Genomic DNA, 16,427 nt, shown 5'->3' with positions numbered 1-16,427 from the left:
CACCCGCTGCCGGCCGTATCCGACGACGACCGTGGTTATTCGGCCACCGACGTGTAGTGCGAAGCGTCCCCCTCGATCGAGTAGCTCTCCTTGCCCTCGATGCCGACCGGGATGTCGCCCGCTACGGTCACGCGGTTGAGGCGGCGGGGCTGGTCGTCGTAGTTGTCGATGGCGTAGTGCTGGGTGATGCGGTTGTCGAACAGGACGAGCTGGTTGGGGGACCAGCGGTGGCGCAGGATGTTCTCGGGGCGGGTGACGTACGCCTGGAGGATGTCGAGGATCTTGCGGGACTCGGCGGTCGAGAGGCCTACGATCCGTTGCGCGAAACCGCCTATGAACAGGCCGCGTTCGCCGGTAAGTGGGTGGACTCGGACCACCGGGTGGACCGTGCGGAACTTGATCGACGTGAACTGGGCGCGCTGGGCCGCCTTTTCGCCGTCGATCTCCTCGTCCGGTACGGCGTAGTCGTAGTCGTTGGTGTGTTCCGCCCACAGGGTGTCGGCGAGCGCGCGGAGGGGTTCGGGCAGGTCGCGGTAGGCCGCCGCCGAACTGGCGATCAGGGTTTCGCCGCCGTACGGCGGGACGGTGATGGAGCGCAGGGTGCTGGCCTGGGGCGGGTTGAGGACGAAGGTCACGTCCGTGTGCCAGTGGTTGGCCCGGCCGCGCTCGCTGTCGACGGGCAGCACGTTCGGGGCACCGTCGACGGCGGGGACGGTGGGGTGCGCGGTGGTGAGGTCGCCGAAGTGGCGGGCGAAGGCCTCCTGGCCCTCGTCGTCGAGGTGTACGTCGTCGAAGACCAGGGCCTTGTTCACATTGAGGGCCTCGCGGATCGCCGCCACCTGCTCGGCGTCGAGCGGCTTGTTGATGTCGACACCCGAGACGCGGGCGCCGATGTGCGCGGTGACCTTCTGGATCTCGATGGACATGGTGAAGTCCCTTCAGGCAAAGGAGGGTTGGGCGGTGTATTGGTTGGCCGGGCGGGGGAGGCCGTAGCGCTCCCGGAGGGTGGTGCGCGGGCCGTACTCGGTGCGGAGCAGGCCCCGGGAGCGGAGGAGTGGGACCACGTGGTCCACGAAGGCGTCGAGGCCGGAGGGCAGGACCGCCGGCATGATGTTGAAGCCGTCCGCGGCGCCCCGCGTGAACCACGTCTCGATCGCGTCGGCGACCTGTTCGGGCGTGCCCGCGAAGGTGAGGTGCCCGCGTCCGCCGCCGAGCCTGCCGATCAACTGCCGTACGGTCAGCCTGTCCCGGCGGGCGAGTTCGACGACGAGCGTGTAGCGGCTCTTCGCGCCCTCGATGGCCTCCTCGGGAGGCAGGTCGGCGGGGAGTTGGGCGTCCAACTCCAGGCTGCCGGAGGGTAGTTGGAGTAGGTGTTCCAGGCGATCCACTCCGTGCGTGTACACGATGTGGTCCTCAAGCAATCGCTCGTTCTCCCGCGCCTCGGCCTCCGTCGAGCCGATCACCGGGACGATGCCGGGCAGCACCTTGATGTGCTCGGGGTCCCGACCGGCCGCCGCCGTACGGGACTTGAGGTCCGCGTAGAACGCCTGCGCGTCGGCGAGGGTCTGCTGCGCGGTGAACACCGCCTCCGCGTAGCGGGCCGCGAACGTCTTGCCGTCCTCGCTCGAACCCGCCTGCACGAGGAGGGGGTAACCCTGGGGTGAGCGGGGGACGTTGAGGGCGCCCTCGACACTGAAGTACGTCCCCTGGTGGCGCGGCGGGTGGATCTTCGCGTCGTCGCCCCACACCCCGGCCGCCTTGTCGGCGACGATCGCGTCGTCCTCCCAGCTGTCCCAGAGCTTCAGCGCCACATCGAGGAACTCGGCGGCGCGCGCGTACCGTTCGGCGTGCGCGGGCTCGTGGTCGAGCCCGAAGTTGCGGGCCGCCTCGGCACCGGCCGTGGTGACGATGTTCCAACCGGCCCGGCCGCCGCTGATGATGTCGAGCGAGGCGAACTTGCGGGCCAGGTTGTAGGGGGAGTTGTAGGAGGTCGAGGCGGTGGCGATCAGGCCTATGTGCTCGGTCGCCGTCGCGAGTGCGGTGAGCAGGGTGAGGGGTTCCAGGGCGCCTGCCGGGCGTTGGGCCAGGTTGCTCCACAGCTGCGGTCCGTCGGCCAGGAAGAGGGAGTCGAAGGTGCCGCGCTCCGCGATACGGGCGAGGTGTGTGTAGTGGTCCAGTTCGACGTGGGCGTAGGGGTTGCTCTCCGGGAGGCGCCAAGAGGCCTCGTGGTGACCGGTGTTCATGAGGAAGGCGTTGAGGTGGAGGAGACGGCGGGGCATGCCAGGTTCCTTAAGTGGGAGTTCCGGGTGCGTGAAGTCAGCCCGTTGGGGGTCCGGGGGTGCGGACCCTGGGCGGCCCGTGCGGCCAGGGTTCAGCGGGAATCCGACGTCACACCGAGCGCCGCCAGCAACCGCTCCCGGTACTCCGCACGCGGCACCTCGGGGTCGATCGCCAGGTCCAGCCCGATCCGCCCCTCCTCCAGCACCAGCACCCGGTCCGCGAGCACGATCGCCTCGTCCACGTCGTGAGTGACCAGCAACACCGAGGGACGGTGCCGCTCCCACAACTCGCGCAGCAGCACGTGCATCCGGATCCGCGTCAACGCGTCCAGCGCGCCGAACGGCTCGTCGGCCAGCAGGAGTTCGGGCTCGCGGACCAGGGAGCGGGCGAGGGCGGCGCGCTGGGCCTCCCCGCCGGACAGCTCGTTCGGCCAGGCCCGCTCGCGGCCCGCGAGGCCCACCTCGGCGAGGGCCTCGCGGCCCTTCGCGGCTGCCTCCTTGCCCTCCGTCCCCAGCAGCACGTTGTCGAGCACCCGCCGCCAGGGCAGCAGCCGGGAGTCCTGGAAGACCACCGACACCCGTTCGGGGGCGGTGAGTTGACCGCTCCCGACCACCTCGTGGTCCAGGCCCGCGATGGCCCGCAGCAGGGTGCTCTTGCCGGAACCGCTGTGCCCGAGCAGGGCGGTGAACTGTCCGGCGGGCAGATCGAGGTCGATGTCGTCCAGGACCGTACGGCCGTCGAACGACCTTGTCAGACCCCGGAGTTGGACGGTGGGCGCGACGGTCAGCTGCTCAGTGTGCGGCGCCATGACAGCACCCTCCGTTCGATGAGACGGACCGCGCTGTCGGAGACCAGACCGAACACGCCGTAGATCAGCAGGCCGACCAGGATGACGTCCGACTGGCCGTAGTTCTGGGCCTGGAACATCATGTAGCCGAGGCCGCTGGTGGCGTTGATCTGCTCCAGGACCACCAGGCTCAGCCAGGAGCCGGTGACTCCGAGGCGCAGGCCGACGAAGAAGCCGGGCAGGGCGCCGGGGATGACGATCTGGCGGATGAACTGGAGCCTCGACAGGCCCTGGACCTCGGCGAGTTCGACATAGCGGTGGTCGATGCCGGACAGCGCGGCGTGCAGGTTGAGGTAGATCGGGATGTAGACGACGATCGCGATGATGGCGATCTTGAAGGTCTCGCCGATGCCCAGCCAGAGGATGAACAGCGGGATCAGGCCGAGGGTCGGGATGGCCCGGTTGAGCTGCACGGTCCCGTCGACGAGGGCCTCGCCGATCCGGCTCAGCCCGGCGACCAGCGCCAGGACCACACCGGCGGTGAGACCGAGGGCGAAGCCGTAGGCGGCGCGTTCCAGGGAGGTCAGCACGTCGGTGGGCAGGGTGCCGGACGTCCACAGCCGGCCGGCGGTCTTCAGCACCGTCCAGGGTGCCGGGATCGCGGCCGGGTCCAGCTGTCCGGCGGCGGAGGCGACGGCCCACAGGGCGAAGAAGAGCGCGGGGCCGATGATCCGGGAGGCGGGGAGGCGTTTGCCGGGGGCGAGACCGCGGCGCCGCCCGCGCCGCCGTACGGCCGCTTTCGCCTCAACGGCCTTCACCGGCACGGCGGTTGCGGTGGTCGTCGTGGTCGTCGTAGTCGTCATGGCCGTCACTTCCGGTACTCCGCCGGTACGGCCTTCGCCGCGATGTCCTCGAAGCGCCGGTCGAAGAGCGAGTCCACCCTGAACTCCTTCACGAAGCCGCCCTCGGCCAGCAGATCGGCGGTCTCCTGCTCCCACTTGATCGCCTCGTCCCAACTCGGCGGGAACAAGGGCTTGTTGGCGAGTGCGGTGACCGACTGGGCCTGGGGGAGAGTCAGGTTCTGGGTCTTGACGTAGAACTCCTCGTTCCAGGTGTCCGGGTTCTCGTACTGCCAGACCTGGCCCTGCGCCCACTGCGGGATGTACGCGGCGATCGCGGCGGCCTTCGCGGAGTCGGCCAGCACGGCGGACGGCGCCCACAGCAGGCTGAGCAGGTCCACGACGTCGGTGGCGATCCCGCGGGCGCCCTTCGCCTCGTACTGCTTGAGGTATGCCGGTGCCTGGCTGTTGGCGAGCGGGGCGATGTCGACCTGGCCCGACTGGAGGGCCGTGAAGAACTGGTTGCTGGTCAGCGGGACGAGCTTCACCTCGTCGTACTTCAGGCCCGCCTCCTTCAACGCCCGCAGCAGTACGACGCCTTGGGCCTGGCCCTGGGAGAACGCCAGCTTCTTGCCCTTGAAGTCCGCGACCGTGTGGATGTCGCTGCCGGGCTTGGTGGCGAAGAGGTAGTTGGGCTTGCGGGTGATGTCGATCGCGACGATCTTCGCGTCGAAGCCCTGGTAGTGCGCCTGGATCGGCGGGATACCCGCGTTGTTGGCCAGGTCCAGGGACTTGGCGCGGAACGCGTTGATGACATCGGGACCGGCCCCGATGTTCACCCAACTCGACACGGTGAACGGAAACTTGGGCAACTTCGCCAGCTTGAACTGGAGTTGCTGGGTGTTGAGATACGAGGAGATCTTCAGACTCGTGCCGGTCGGTACCTTCTCGGCGAGCGGGGCGGACAGACCTGCCCCCGACTTCGAGGCAGCGGCACTGCTCGTGGCGCAGCCACTGAGGCCGGCGATGCCCGCGGCGGCACCGAGCACGGAGGTGAGGAAAAGCCGCCGGTCGAGGCCGGGCGCACGGGAATTGGGCATGGGAGTACTCCCTGATCAAAAGTCGCGGGAACGCGGGAATGCGCGCGGGATTCACGGCGGAGGAAAGCCGGAGAATGGAATGCGGGCAGGATGAGACCGGCGCCGGGGGCGCGTCAACGGGTCAGCAACAAGAAGTGCGACAACTCATCCGCAGGCTCATGAACAGGATGTTCTCGGTCATGAGCGCCTCCTGTCAATATTCCGAGTTTCTGAATTAAATAGCCGCCGGTGAAACGCTTGGCGACACGCTCAGCGGATCCCGGAACAGCACGTCCAGCATCACCGAACCGCCCGCCACGGCCAGCACGGAATCCGGGAAACTCGTCGGCACGACGGCCGACGCCCGCGCGTCACCGACCTCCTCGCGCAGCGCGCGCAGGCAGTCCTCACGGTGGATGACGCCGAGTTCGGTGACGACCACCGTCTCCGGGTTGAGGATGTCGAGCAGCAGCCCGGCCGCCCGCCCGGTCATCCGCGCCCGTTGCGTCAACAGCCGTACGGCGACCGGGTTTCCGCGTTCGGCCGCGGCCACCACGTGGGTCGGGTTCACCCCGTCGACGATCCCCGCCTCCCGGGCCCGCCGGCACAAGGTCCGTTCGCTCAGCTCCACTTGGAGGCAGCCGACCCGGCCGCAGTCGCACGGCTCGGTGCCGCCGCGCAACGGCAGATGGGCGATCGCACCGGCCTGCGAGCGCGGCCCGTGGTGCACCTCGTCGTTGGTGGCGAAGGCCGCGTCGACCACATTGCCGACGAAGAGATGCAGCACGCTGCGGCTGCCCCGGGCCCGCCCGAAGAGGCGCTCCCCGTTCACCAACGCCCTTGCGTGGCCGTCCACATGGACCGGAAGTCCGGTGCGGGAGCCGAGGATCTCGCGCACGGGCACCTCCCGCCAGCCGAGCAGGGGGTGGTCGACGATGGTCCCGGAGTCCCGGTCGACCCAGCCGCCGGCGGCGACCCCGACACCGAGAGGTGCGACTCCGGCCGCCGTCTTCGCGAGCAGCGCGTCCAGCCCTTCGGCCGCCCGCGCCAGCACGTGTGAGGGGTCGGTGGTGGCGTGTCCGATGCGCCGTTCGGCCAGCACCCGCCCGCGCAGATCGAGCAGCGCGACGGTCGTATAGGGCACGGCCACATGGACCCCGGCCACGATGAACCGTGAGTCGTCCAGGTCGACGGGCACATGGGGGCGGCCCACACCTCCCGACCGTTCGGGTGTGGCCGACTCATGGATCAGGCCGAGTCCGGCGAAGTGGGCGCAGTAGTCGGTCACCGACGCCGGGGACAGCCCGGTCAGCCGGGCGATGGTGGAACGCGCCACCGGCCCGTGCTCCAGCACGGACCGCAGGATGACACTCGCGTTGGTGCGCCGCCGGTCACTGTCGGCGGCGCGGGGTACGGGGGAACGGAGAAGAGGTGCCGCGTTACGGGGCATGGGGATCTTCCTCGGGAACGGGTCCGACAGTGCGCCGTCGTCTTGTGTGTCTCGCATGAGAGACACGTCGAGGCGCACCGGATCCGCTCCGCCCGCCTCAGGGGCGGTAACAGGTCGCCGCGGCCTGGCGTCGCAGGTCGACATAGCGACGCGACGCGAAGTTCCGGGCCTGGGCAACCATGCGGTCGAAGCTAGCAAAACGGTGCGGCGCTGCCCAGACGGTGACCGGTGTGCGAGACGGCACGGGGTGCGCGTGACAGGCATCACCCCCGAGCGCGTGTAACGGGCATCCTTTGTGCGGAGCCCACCAAGTCCGCGCCGAAGCCTTTGTCGAGCGCTGACGGTGATCGGCCGAAGGAGCCTGGGATAGCGTCACGGAGTCCCCGCCGTACCCCCGTCAACCTGCGGAGTTCCCCTTGAGTACCGCCGTCGCCACCGCCCGCCCCGGACAGGTCCTCGCCGATCTGCTGCCCGCCTCCCGCGTCCGGGACATCGCCCTCGTGCTCGGCGGCGCCGCGCTCACCGGCCTCGCCGCCCAGCTCTCCGTGCCCGTACCCGGCTCCCCGGTCCCGGTCACCGGCCAGACCTTCGCCGCGCTCCTCGTCGGCACCTCCCTCGGCGCCGGCCGCGGCTTCCTCTCGCTCGTGCTGTACGCGCTGCTCGGCCTGGCCGGCGTGCCGTGGTTCGCCGGCGGCACCCACGGGAGCGGCGCCTCCTTCGGCTACATCATCGGCATGCTGCTCGCCTCCGCCGCCGTCGGCGCCCTGGCCCGCCGCGGCGCCGACCGCTCGGTCCCGCGCATGGCGGGCACGATGATCCTGGGCGAGGCGATCATCTACGCCGTCGGCGTCCCGTACCTCGCGGTCAGCCTCGACCTGTCGACGAGCGCCGCGATCGCCGCCGGCCTCACCCCCTTCCTCCTCGGCGACGCCCTCAAGGCGGCCCTGGCGATGGGCGCGACGCCGACCGCGTGGAAGTTCGTCAACAAGCAGCGGTAGGGCCGTAGTTACTCCGGAAGACCAACAGGAAGGGCCGGGTGCTCCCGCGACCCGGCCCTCCCTTGTCCGGGCTCCGCTCAGCCCCGCTGGGTCTGCCGCCTCGGCGGTCGCTGCGACCAGTACAGGCCCGCCGCGCCCGCCGCGATCAGTGCCGCACCGGCCGCGCCCAGCGGCAGTACGTCACTGCCGACGCCGGTCTTGGGCAGGGTGTCGCCGCCCGGCGCGACCGGCTTGTTGTCGGTGCCGAGCAGCAGCGGGGTGGCCGGGGCGTTCGGCGACGGGTTCGTCGTACCGAACGGGACCGGGCCTTGCTGCCAGAACGTCTTCTTGCCGTCGGCCGACATCACCGGCAGGCAGATCTTCCCGGCCTTGCTCAGGTCGTACGTCGCGTCGACGGCGTACGACTTCGACTTCCCCGCGGCGAGCGTGCCGACGGGGCAGGTGAATCCACTGTTCGAACCGGGCGGCAGATCCTTTTCGGCGATCGCCGAACAACCCTGCACGCCATTGACCTTGAGGCCGTCGAAACCGACGACCAGGAGATTGAGCTCGCCGCTCTCCTTGGTCCCCTCGTTCTTCACCGTGGCGGTGATGGCCGTCTTTTTCGAACTGTTGTCGACAGAAATTTTCTCCGGCAGGAGCGTGGTCAGTTTCACACCCGCCGGTGCCGCGTCCATCGCCTTTCCGCCTTTGCCGCTTCCCGGTCCCTGATCGTCCGCCGAGGCGGTGTAGGAAAGGATCATCACCGCCGAGAAAGATGCGGTGAGCAGCGATCCTGTGATGGCCGTCGCGATGGCCGTCGCGCGACGAGAACTCATGTTCGTCCCCCTTGCGTTCCCCTGTGTCCCCCTGGGACTGCGCCTGAATTCGCAGTACTTGAAGAGGTACCACAAGATTTCTCCGCACTATGCTGGTACGGCATGAAGTGTGACCATTGTGGGGGTGCAGCGGATTGCCGGGGAATACGGGGAGCTTGAGCAGTGGCGGAACTCCGGGGCTATTGGTGACCGGACGTTATCGACTGGTCGAAAGCATCGGGCAGGGGGGAATGGGGCGGGTGTGGCGGGCCGCCGACGAAATGCTCGACCGGCAGGTCGCGGTCAAGGAGATGCGCATCGACGGCCTCGACGCGGAGGACACCCGCACCCGCCGCGAGCGCACCCTGCGCGAGGCCAGGGCCACCGCCCGGATCGACCATCCCAACGTCGTACGGGTCTACGACGTCGTGGACGAGGGCGAACGCCTGTGGATCGTCATGGAGTTGGTGGCCGGCCGCTCGCTGGAGCGGATCATGGCGGAGGACGGTCCGATCGGCCCGCGCGAGGCCGCCCGCATCGGGCTGGGCCTGGTGGCGGCGCTACGGCAGGTGCACGCGGGAGGCGTCCTGCACCGGGACATCAAGCCCGGCAACGTACTGGTCGAGAGCCGTGCGCAGCGCGTCGTACTCACCGACTTCGGTATCGCCGCGATCCAGGACGCCAAGGCGCTCACCATGGTCGGCATGCTCGTCGGCTCGCCCGACTACATGGCACCCGAGCGGATCTCGGGCCGCCCGCAGGGACCGCCCTCGGACGTCTGGTCACTGGGCGCGACGCTGTGCGCGGCCCTCGGCGGCCGCTCCCCGTTCGCCCGCGACACCACCCTCGCGACCCTGCACGCGGTGCTCTACGAGGAGCCCGAACTCCCGTCCGCGGCGGGCCCGTTGCGTGGGGTACTGGCCGCGCTGCTGGAGAAGGAGCCCTCGGTCCGGCCGGGGTTGGAGGAGGTGGGGGAGGCGTTGAGCCCGGTCGCGTTCCCGACGGAGGCCGAGGAACTGGGGTCAGTGGAAACGGAGTTGGTGGAGGGGCCGCCGCCCGAAGCCTACGAGGAGTCGCCCACCCCCGTCTTCCTGGAACCGTCGGTGGTCCGGGCGGCACGCGATCCCCGTGTGCACGATCCGGATCCCGAACCCCATCCCCACCCGGATCCCGATCCTGTCCCGGCCGTCGAGGACGTGATACCGACTCAGCGTCCGGCGGCGGCAGGCGTCTCCCTTGCGCGCGCCGAGCGCCCGGCACCACCGCGACCCGCTCACAGCCCTCGCCCGGACCTGGGCCCCCACCCCGCCCGTCTGCCCGGCCCCGCGGAGCCGTTCAGCGCCCACACCCGCTCCCGCACCCACCGCCGTGCCGGACTGATCGCCGCCGCGGTCGTGGCCGTGGTGGGCGCGGTGGTCGCGGCGATCCTCGTGAACGGGAACGGCTCCTCCGCCGACAGGAGTGCCACGGGCTCGGCGTCGAAGGCGTCAACGGCATCGACGGGGTCGACCACCGCATCGTCGACATCCTCCGCTTCCCCGTCCGCTTCCCCCTCCCCATCTCCATCTCCATCCCCGTCCCCCTCTCCCACCGTCGAAGGCACCTCCCGCCCCCCGAGCCTGCCCCCGGGTACGCACCAGGAGGCCGGCGGGTTCGCGTGGGCGACGCCCAGCGGCTGGCGGCGGGATCTGAAGACGGGGGCCGAGGTCCACTACACGTCCCCGGACGGCAGCCAGGAGCTCGTGGGCAAGTCCTCCCTCGCCCGCGGCGATCTGATGCAGACGTGGGAGGCCTCGGAGCGGAACGCCCACCAGGGGCAGGACTACCGGAAGATCCGCCTCGTCAGTACGACGTTCCGCGGGTACCCGGCGGTGGTCTGGGAGTACACGTTCACCCTCAAGGGCGTCCCCTGGCACGCCCGGCTGCTCGGCTTCGACGCGGACGGGAAGTCGTACCAGATCAACACCTGGTATCGGCCGGACGTCGAGCCTCGGGCCCTGAAGACCTACGACAAGGTCAAGAACAGCTTTGTGGTGCTGTGAGCTGTGAGCGGAGGCGGTGCCCCCGGGCTGCTGCCCCGAAACAGCCGTGTCACACTCGACCCATGCGCGTGTATCTCGGCTCCGACCATGCGGGCTTCGAACTCAAGAACCACCTCGTCGAGTGGCTGAAGGAGGCGGGGCATGAGCCCGTCGACTGCGGGCCGCACATCTTCGACGCACAGGACGACTACCCGCCCTTCTGCCTCCGCGCCGCCGAGCGTACGGCCGCCGACCCCGAGGCCCTCGGCATCGTGATCGGCGGCTCCGGCAACGGCGAGCAGATCGCGGCGAACAAGGTCAAGGGTGTCCGTGCGGCCCTCGCCTGGAGCGAGGAGACCGCGTCGCTCGGCCGCCAGCACAACAACGCGAACGTCGTCGCGGTCGGTGCGCGGATGCACTCGCGGGACGAGGCGACGAAGTTCGTGGAGACGTTCGTGTCGACGCCGTTCTCCGAGGACCCGCGGCACCAGCGCCGCATCGACATGCTGACGGACTACGAGACGACGGGTGAGCTGCCGGAGATCCCGGCGCACCACCCGCAGCGGTAGAAGGTTTTTCGAGGCCCACCCGTCAAGTGACCGAGACGGGTGGGCGGGTGGGAAAGGAAATGCGGTAGTGCCAGAGGGGCACACGATTCATCGGCTTGCGCTGGACTACGGCGGTCGGTTCGGTGGCCGACCCGCACAAGTGACCAGTCCCCAGGGCAAGTTCAGTGACTCCGCCGCGCTGCTGAACGGTACGGAACTCACCCGCACCGAAGCCCACGGCAAGCACCTGTTCCTCGGGTTCCGGGACGCCGACTGGGTCCACGTCCACCTGGGGCTGTTCGGCAAGGTGAACTTCGGCGACGCCCCCGCGCCCCCGCCCACGGACACCGTCCGCCTGCGCCTCGCCAACGACACGTCGTACGTCGATCTCCGCGGCCCCACCACCTGCGCCCTGATCACGGACACCGAGAAGCGGGCCATACACGACCGCCTCGGCCCCGACCCCCTGCGCCCGGACTCCGATCCGACTCCCGCGTACCGGCGGGTCTCCCGCAGCCGTACGACCGTCGCGGCCCTGCTCATGGACCAGAAGGTCATCGCAGGCGTCGGCAACGTCTACCGCGCCGAGGTCCTCTTCCGGCACGGCATCGATCCGTACCGCGCGGGCCGGGACATCACCCCCGCCGAGTGGGACGCGATCTGGGCCGACCTCGTCGGTCTGATGCGGGAGGGCGTCCGCAACAACCGCATCGACACCGTCCGCCCCGAACACACCCCCGAGGCGATGGGCCGCCCGCCGCGCGTCGACGACCACGGCGGCGAGGTCTACGTCTACCGCCGCGCCAACCGCCCCTGCCACATCTGCGGCAGCGAGATCCGCACCGCCGACCTCGCCGCCCGCAACCTCTTCTGGTGCCCCAACTGCCAGCGGGCGTAAGGCCGTTCTAGAACCCGTGCGGCAGCCAGGGCGCGACCGCCGAGCCGAAGGCCTGCGAGGCCTCCGCCAACGCGCCCGCCCGCAGCTCCCGTACCCGACCGGCGCCCGCGAGTGACGCGAGGGACACCCCGCCGAGATACGCGGACCCCAACTCCCGTACGGACAGCGCGAGATCGGCCGGCTCCTCGGTGCGTTTGCAGGACGCGCCCTTCGCGTCACCGGTGATCCGCCAACGCCCCTCGTTCCAGGGGCAGAAGGCGTCCTCGACCTCGAACACCACGTCCACGGGCGTCTGATAGGTGCGCGCCTCCAGCGAGGCGCCGAGGTCCACCAGCCGTACGTGCAGCGAGTCCACCTGCCGGATCGAACACCGGCGGATGTCGGAGACCAGATGCTGCCATGAGTCGTCGACGGGACGGCTGCGCAGCGCCACCTTCCGGGTCAGGTCGATGCCGAAGAGGAACCGCCACAGCGCCGCGTACGACGCCGGGTCCAGCGCCTCCAGATCCCGCAGCATCACCGTCCCCTTGGGGCCCTGGGTGTCCCACTCGGACTTGACGAAGTACCGCGTGTAGCCCACGACTTCGCCGTCCCGTTCGGCGACCACGCACTGGAGCGGGGAGCCGCCCTGCCGCTCGCTCTCCGGGTCCAGCAGCGGCAGGTTCTCCCACCCGGGCCGCCGCGCCAGCATCCCCGGCCGCCCGGCCACCTGCCGCGCGTACACCGCCTCGCACTGCTCGCGTACGGCGCCGGGTTCGGCGTAGCGCAGTCGTACGTCGTCCGTGCCCGGCGGCACCGAGAGCCGGACCCGGTCGGTGTCGATCTCGGCGGTCGTCCGCATCGTCGCGACGCCGTACCCGAACCGGCCGTAGATCGCCGGCTCGGAGGCCGTCAGCACGGCGAACGGCTCGCCCCAGGACCGTACGTCGTCCAACTGCCGCCGCATCATGGACGTCAGGAGGCCGCGGCGCCGATGGGTGGCGGCCACGCTGACCATCGTGATGCCCGCGACCGGCACGGAGGCGCCGCCGGGAACCGTGATCCGGAAGCTGAACGCGCCCGCCGTCCCCACGCACGCGTCGCCGTCCCAGATGCCGAGGGAGCGGTCGACCTCGGTGAGCCCGTCCCACAGCTCACGCTCCTCGGGCGCCTCCGGAGTCCCGCCGAACGCGGTGATCAGGGTGTCGTACCAGGTGTTCCACTCGTCCCGCCGCAGCACCCGCGGCTCGATCCGGTCGGCCCGTGTGTCTCTCGCGTCTGTCCCCATGGACCATGCCTATCAGCGCATTGCGGGACGAGCCAGGGAATTTCCACTCCACGCCCGCACAGGAGCCTCTGGTGAAGTTCACTGTGAAGTTGAACCTCGCAGGGGGGACAAGTGGGACCTCCCGTGCCAAGCGGCTGGTCGGATGGATAGGGTCCCGAACTAATGGCAGCAGGACGAGAGCGGCGCGCGGAGGCCGACACGTTCATGGCCCGGTTGAGGAAGCTGGTTCACCGGGTCCGCACCGGCCTGCGCAGAAGTGCCGTCGACTACTTCCGCGGGGACGGCTCGGACTGGGTCGCGCTGGCCGGACTGCTGATCACGATCCCGGTGATCGCGGCCATGACTCTCGCCAACGCGGTGTGGTTCTCACCGGCCGCGCTGGTCCTGCCGATCGTCGCGGGCGGCCTGCTGCTGCGGCCCGCGAGCCTGCTCGGGCTGTACGCGGCGGCGGCCACCGGTCTGATCGTGGAGTCGGTGAAGCTCGGCCCGTACACCGAGGGCCCGGCGCGGGTGACCCCGGGCGTGGTGCTCGTGGTGGCCGCGTGCGGCTTCTTCGGGCTGCTGATCGCCCAGTTCCGCAGCCGGGTGGGCGTGCCCTGGCGGCGCGGCGGCACCATGCTGTTCGACCTGCGCGAACGCATCCGGGTGCAGAGCAAGCTCCCGCAGCTGCCGCAGGGCTGGCACCGGGAGATGGCGCTGCGCCCGGCGGGCGGCCAGTCGTTCTCCGGTGACTTCGTCGTGGCCGCCCGTACGAACGGTGGTCGGACCATGGAGGTCGTCCTCACCGACGTCTCCGGCAAGGGCATGGACGCCGGCTCGCGCGCCCTGCTGCTGTCGGGTGCCTTCGGCGGCCTGCTCGGCTCCCTGCCCCCGCACGCCTTCCTGCCCGCCGCCAACGGCTATCTCCTCCGCCAGGACTGGGACGAGGGCTTCGCCACCTCGATCCACCTCGTCCTGGACCTCGACTCCGGCGACTACGAACTCTTCTCCGCGGGCCACCCGCCGGGCCTCCAGCTCAGCGCGGGCAGCGGCCGCTGGGAGGAGAAGGCGGCCGAAGGGCCCCTGCTGGGGGTCTACGACGGCGCCCAGTTCGACCCCGTGAAGGGCTCGCTGCGCCCCGGAGACGTGCTCATGCTCTTCACGGACGGCCTGGTCGAGACCTCCGACCGGGACATCGTCGAGGGCATCGACCGCCTCACCGGCGAGGCCGACCGCTATGTCGCCGGCGGCTTCCACGGCGCCGCCTGGCACCTCATCGAGGCGGTCGCCAAGGACGTCAACGACGACCGCGCCCTGCTGCTGGTCTGCCGGGAGGGTCCTACGGCGTCGGCCTCGGCGTCCGCACAGGGACTGACCCGGTGACCCCGCTCCTCACACTGACCGAGGTCGAGGCTCTCGCCCGCGCCGCGCACGAGGGCCAGACCGACAAGGCGGGCCGCCCCTACGCCGAGCACCTGAGGGCCGTAGCGGAGGGTGTGCGGGTGCGGGGCGGGGACACGGAACAGATCGCGGCGGCTTGGCTGCACGACTCCGTGGAGGACGACGCGCTCACCGAACGGTGGCTGCGCGAGGCCGAGTTGAGCCGTCGTACGAAGGACATCGTGCTCGCGGTCACCAAGCGGGCGGGGGAGACCCCGGAGGTGTACGCCGGGCGCGTGCTCGCGACCCCCGGCGCGCTCCTCGTCAAGGAAGCGGACCTGGCGCACAACGCGGACCCGGCCCGCCTCGCCGTCCTCGACGAGGCGACCCGGACCCGGCTGACCGAGAAGTACGCACGGATGCGCGCGCTTCTCGGCCTGGAGATCCCGGGCTAGACGCCGACCTTCTGGCGTACGGCTGGGCGCTGCTCGAACTGCTCGCGTCCTCGGGCCAGTTCGGTCGCGTCGCGGCGGAACGCCCACTCCATGCGCGGCTCGACCGCGAAGCGGAACACCCGCCGTACGGGCGGGGTGCACAGCAGGGTGACGGCGGTGGCCGCGAGGGCGCTCACGAGGAGCACGCCGTACGGCCCGTGCAGCCAGGCGTGGTGGAACAGGCCCGCGTAACCGGCGCCCTTGACCAGGAACCCGTGCAGCAGATAGCCGTACAGCGTGCCCGCGCCGAGCGCCGTGAACCAGGTCTTCCGGCTCGGCACCCAGGAGTAGAAGCCGGCGGTCAGCAGCAGCGAGCAGCCGAACATCAGGAGTGTCATCACCGGCCCCGCCCACCAGGGCGCGCCGAACTCCTGCGCGGAGTCGTGGTGGTAGAACCAGCCGGCGTTCATCCGCGGCACCGCCCACCAGCCGAACAGCGCGGCACCCGCGAACACCGGCACCGCCAGCACGCGTACCGCACGCCGGCGCACCCACTGGAAGTGCTCGGGCCTGAGGACCAGACCGAGCACGAAGTACGGCAGGAACTGCGCCAGCCGCTGGAGGTCGAAGTCGTCGGTCATGTCCTGGGTGCAGGAGGCGAGCATGGCGATGCCGAGCGCGAACGGCAGCGGGTGGCGGACCAGTTTCCAGATCGGGGTGGTCAGCCGCCAGATGAACAACGCGCAGAGGAACCAGGTGAGATACAGCGGGTCGAGGAGGGTGATCTTCTGGTGCGGGTCGTCGTTCGCGTACCGGCTGAAGAGCGAGTAGGCGATCTCGAAGACGACGTACGGCACCGCGACGCCGGTGATGAGCCGCTTCAGGCGGTCGGGGCGGAGGTCGAAACTCCGGGAGAAGTAGCCGGAGATGATGATGAAGGCCGGCATGTGGAAGCTGTACACGACCATGTACAGGCCCTGAAGCACCCTGTTGTCGCCCTTGAGGGGCTCCCAGGAGTGCCCGATGGCGACCAGCAGGATCGCCAGGTACTTCGCGTTGTCGAAGAACGGGTCGCGCTGTCTGGCCTGTTCGCGCCGTTCGGTCTGTTCGGTCTGTTCGTTCTTTTTGCTCTGTTCGTTCTGGCCGGAGGGCGTGGGAGCGTGGAACATCTGAGGCACCCTAGCGTTGCCCCTGGGAATCAGTGAAACCATCGGACGCGCGTCCGAAAAGTTTCTGAGATGTCATGATTCATACCGAACAAAAGGCGCAAAAGTCCATGTCGAGAACACCCGTTCGTGTGCTCCTGCCAATCATTCGAACTGGCGGTGAACACTTTCTCTTCCGAATCTTTGCGACCAACGATGCGTCACCCGCCGCATAGATGGGCCGGGTTGGTGGCACGATGGTTCTGGCGGGGTGCGCGGGGTCGCGTCCCCGGGCCGGGAGAGCGGACCGACCGAGGGTGTGATCAGTTGTGGCCATTTCACTGTCTGTGGTGCTGCTGTTGGCGATCATCCTGGTGGTGTTGATCCGAGGGGGATCGATCAAGACCGGCCCAGCCATAGTCGCCATCCTCTTCGGCTTCTTCCTCGCCTCGACCGGCATGGCACCGTCCATCAACCGGTTCATGAATTCGATAGCGGAGACGATCAACCAGATCAGCTTCTGAT

At 69.7% G+C, this 16,427-nt stretch carries 16 protein-coding genes; 7 read left to right on the top strand and 9 right to left on the bottom strand.

Annotated elements, in window-relative coordinates; genetic code table 11:
• Window positions 1-35: 35 nt before the first annotated feature.
• The 6 genes from ACWIHT_RS33875 to ACWIHT_RS33850 all read right to left on the bottom strand — a co-directional run bounded on the left by ACWIHT_RS33875 (window position 36) and on the right by ACWIHT_RS33850 (window position 6,435).
• The gene (locus tag ACWIHT_RS33875) at window positions 36-926 is read right to left on the bottom strand and encodes a TauD/TfdA dioxygenase family protein (protein WP_456172128.1); all 891 of its coding nucleotides are present in this window, start codon (window positions 924-926) and stop codon (window positions 36-38) included.
• Between the two features lie 12 nt (window positions 927-938).
• Window positions 939-2,279 carry an LLM class flavin-dependent oxidoreductase gene (locus ACWIHT_RS33870; RefSeq protein WP_456172127.1) on the bottom strand — a complete coding sequence of 447 codons (1,341 nt, stop codon included), beginning with the start codon at window positions 2,277-2,279 and terminating at the stop codon, window positions 939-941.
• 92 nt (window positions 2,280-2,371) lie between these two features.
• Window positions 2,372-3,088, bottom strand: a complete 717-nt coding sequence (locus ACWIHT_RS33865) for an ABC transporter ATP-binding protein (RefSeq protein WP_456172126.1) — start codon at window positions 3,086-3,088, stop codon at window positions 2,372-2,374.
• Window positions 3,064-3,930 (bottom strand): ABC transporter permease, encoded by an 867-nt coding sequence (locus ACWIHT_RS33860; RefSeq protein ID WP_456172125.1) that lies wholly within the window; start codon window positions 3,928-3,930, stop codon window positions 3,064-3,066. Before ACWIHT_RS33860 ends, ACWIHT_RS33865 begins: the two co-directional genes overlap by 25 nt.
• 5 nt (window positions 3,931-3,935) lie before the next feature.
• Entirely contained in the window at window positions 3,936-5,006 is a 1,071-nt protein-coding gene (locus ACWIHT_RS33855) for an ABC transporter substrate-binding protein (protein WP_456172124.1), read from the bottom strand.
• Between the two features lie 214 nt (window positions 5,007-5,220).
• Window positions 5,221-6,435, bottom strand: a complete 1,215-nt coding sequence (locus tag ACWIHT_RS33850; RefSeq protein WP_456172123.1) for an ROK family protein — start codon at window positions 6,433-6,435, stop codon at window positions 5,221-5,223.
• Window positions 6,436-6,851: 416 nt separating this feature from the next.
• On the opposite strand from ACWIHT_RS33850, the gene ACWIHT_RS33845 reads away from it, so the two are divergent.
• Window positions 6,852-7,433 (top strand): biotin transporter BioY, encoded by a 582-nt coding sequence (locus tag ACWIHT_RS33845; protein WP_456172122.1) that lies wholly within the window; start codon window positions 6,852-6,854, stop codon window positions 7,431-7,433.
• Window positions 7,434-7,510: 77 nt separating this feature from the next.
• On the opposite strand, the gene ACWIHT_RS33840 is transcribed toward ACWIHT_RS33845, so the two are convergent.
• Window positions 7,511-8,251, bottom strand: coding sequence for an LPXTG cell wall anchor domain-containing protein (locus ACWIHT_RS33840; RefSeq protein ID WP_456172121.1), 741 nt, complete (start codon window positions 8,249-8,251; stop codon window positions 7,511-7,513).
• Window positions 8,252-8,481: 230 nt separating this feature from the next.
• On the opposite strand from ACWIHT_RS33840, the gene ACWIHT_RS33835 reads away from it, so the two are divergent.
• The 3 genes from ACWIHT_RS33835 (at window position 8,482) to ACWIHT_RS33825 (ending at window position 11,697) form a co-directional block, all read left to right on the top strand.
• A complete protein-coding gene (locus ACWIHT_RS33835; protein WP_456172258.1) occupies window positions 8,482-10,272 on the top strand; it encodes a serine/threonine-protein kinase in 1,791 nt (596 codons plus the stop codon).
• A gap of 62 nt (window positions 10,273-10,334) precedes the next feature.
• Window positions 10,335-10,820 (top strand): ribose-5-phosphate isomerase, encoded by a 486-nt coding sequence (locus tag ACWIHT_RS33830; protein ID WP_200717611.1) that lies wholly within the window; start codon window positions 10,335-10,337, stop codon window positions 10,818-10,820.
• A 67-nt stretch (window positions 10,821-10,887) separates the two neighbouring features.
• Window positions 10,888-11,697: an Fpg/Nei family DNA glycosylase gene (locus tag ACWIHT_RS33825; RefSeq protein WP_456172120.1), complete on the top strand. Its 810-nt coding sequence runs from the start codon at window positions 10,888-10,890 to the stop codon at window positions 11,695-11,697.
• A gap of 7 nt (window positions 11,698-11,704) precedes the next feature.
• On the opposite strand, the gene ACWIHT_RS33820 is transcribed toward ACWIHT_RS33825, so the two are convergent.
• Entirely contained in the window at window positions 11,705-12,964 is a 1,260-nt protein-coding gene (locus ACWIHT_RS33820; RefSeq protein ID WP_456172119.1) for a GNAT family N-acetyltransferase, read from the bottom strand.
• Between the two features lie 162 nt (window positions 12,965-13,126).
• Between ACWIHT_RS33820 and ACWIHT_RS33815 the strand changes: the two genes are divergently transcribed.
• Complete coding sequence (locus ACWIHT_RS33815) at window positions 13,127-14,326, top strand: PP2C family protein-serine/threonine phosphatase (RefSeq protein ID WP_456172118.1); 1,200 nt, start codon at window positions 13,127-13,129, stop codon at window positions 14,324-14,326.
• A complete protein-coding gene (locus ACWIHT_RS33810) occupies window positions 14,323-14,778 on the top strand; it encodes an HD domain-containing protein (protein ID WP_456172117.1) in 456 nt (151 codons plus the stop codon). Before ACWIHT_RS33815 ends, ACWIHT_RS33810 begins: the two co-directional genes overlap by 4 nt.
• Here the strand turns inward: ACWIHT_RS33810 and ACWIHT_RS33805 are convergent.
• A complete protein-coding gene (locus tag ACWIHT_RS33805; protein ID WP_456172116.1) occupies window positions 14,775-15,926 on the bottom strand; it encodes an acyltransferase family protein in 1,152 nt (383 codons plus the stop codon). The genes ACWIHT_RS33810 and ACWIHT_RS33805 overlap by 4 nt on opposite strands.
• A 305-nt stretch (window positions 15,927-16,231) precedes the next feature.
• Between ACWIHT_RS33805 and ACWIHT_RS33800 the strand changes: the two genes are divergently transcribed.
• On the top strand, window positions 16,232-16,426 hold the full coding sequence (locus tag ACWIHT_RS33800) for a hypothetical protein (RefSeq protein ID WP_456172115.1): 195 nt from the start codon (window positions 16,232-16,234) through the stop codon (window positions 16,424-16,426).
• Window position 16,427 lies beyond the last annotated feature (1 nt).

This window comes from Streptomyces sp. NPDC002276 (genome assembly GCF_053891435.1).
This window is presented reverse-complemented; position numbering and strand designations above follow the sequence as displayed.

What these genes read in the sequence shown, in the direction of transcription:
- ACWIHT_RS33875 (WP_456172128.1), bottom strand. Translation starts at nt 926, where the DNA reads ATGTCCATCGAGATCCAGAAGGTCACCGCGCACATCGGCGCCCGCGTC.
- ACWIHT_RS33870 (WP_456172127.1), bottom strand. Translation starts at nt 2,279, where the DNA reads ATGCCCCGCCGTCTCCTCCACCTCAACGCCTTCCTCATGAACACCGGT.
- ACWIHT_RS33865 (WP_456172126.1), bottom strand. Translation starts at nt 3,088, where the DNA reads ATGGCGCCGCACACTGAGCAGCTGACCGTCGCGCCCACCGTCCAACTC.
- ACWIHT_RS33860 (WP_456172125.1), bottom strand. Translation starts at nt 3,930, where the DNA reads ATGACGACTACGACGACCACGACGACCACCGCAACCGCCGTGCCGGTG.
- ACWIHT_RS33855 (WP_456172124.1), bottom strand. Translation starts at nt 5,006, where the DNA reads ATGCCCAATTCCCGTGCGCCCGGCCTCGACCGGCGGCTTTTCCTCACC.
- ACWIHT_RS33850 (WP_456172123.1), bottom strand. Translation starts at nt 6,435, where the DNA reads ATGCCCCGTAACGCGGCACCTCTTCTCCGTTCCCCCGTACCCCGCGCC.
- ACWIHT_RS33840 (WP_456172121.1), bottom strand. Translation starts at nt 8,251, where the DNA reads ATGAGTTCTCGTCGCGCGACGGCCATCGCGACGGCCATCACAGGATCG.
- ACWIHT_RS33835 (WP_456172258.1), top strand. Translation starts at nt 8,482, where the DNA reads ATGGGGCGGGTGTGGCGGGCCGCCGACGAAATGCTCGACCGGCAGGTC.
- ACWIHT_RS33830 (WP_200717611.1), top strand. Translation starts at nt 10,335, where the DNA reads ATGCGCGTGTATCTCGGCTCCGACCATGCGGGCTTCGAACTCAAGAAC.
- ACWIHT_RS33820 (WP_456172119.1), bottom strand. Translation starts at nt 12,964, where the DNA reads ATGGGGACAGACGCGAGAGACACACGGGCCGACCGGATCGAGCCGCGG.
- ACWIHT_RS33815 (WP_456172118.1), top strand. Translation starts at nt 13,127, where the DNA reads ATGGCAGCAGGACGAGAGCGGCGCGCGGAGGCCGACACGTTCATGGCC.
- ACWIHT_RS33805 (WP_456172116.1), bottom strand. Translation starts at nt 15,926, where the DNA reads ATGTTCCACGCTCCCACGCCCTCCGGCCAGAACGAACAGAGCAAAAAG.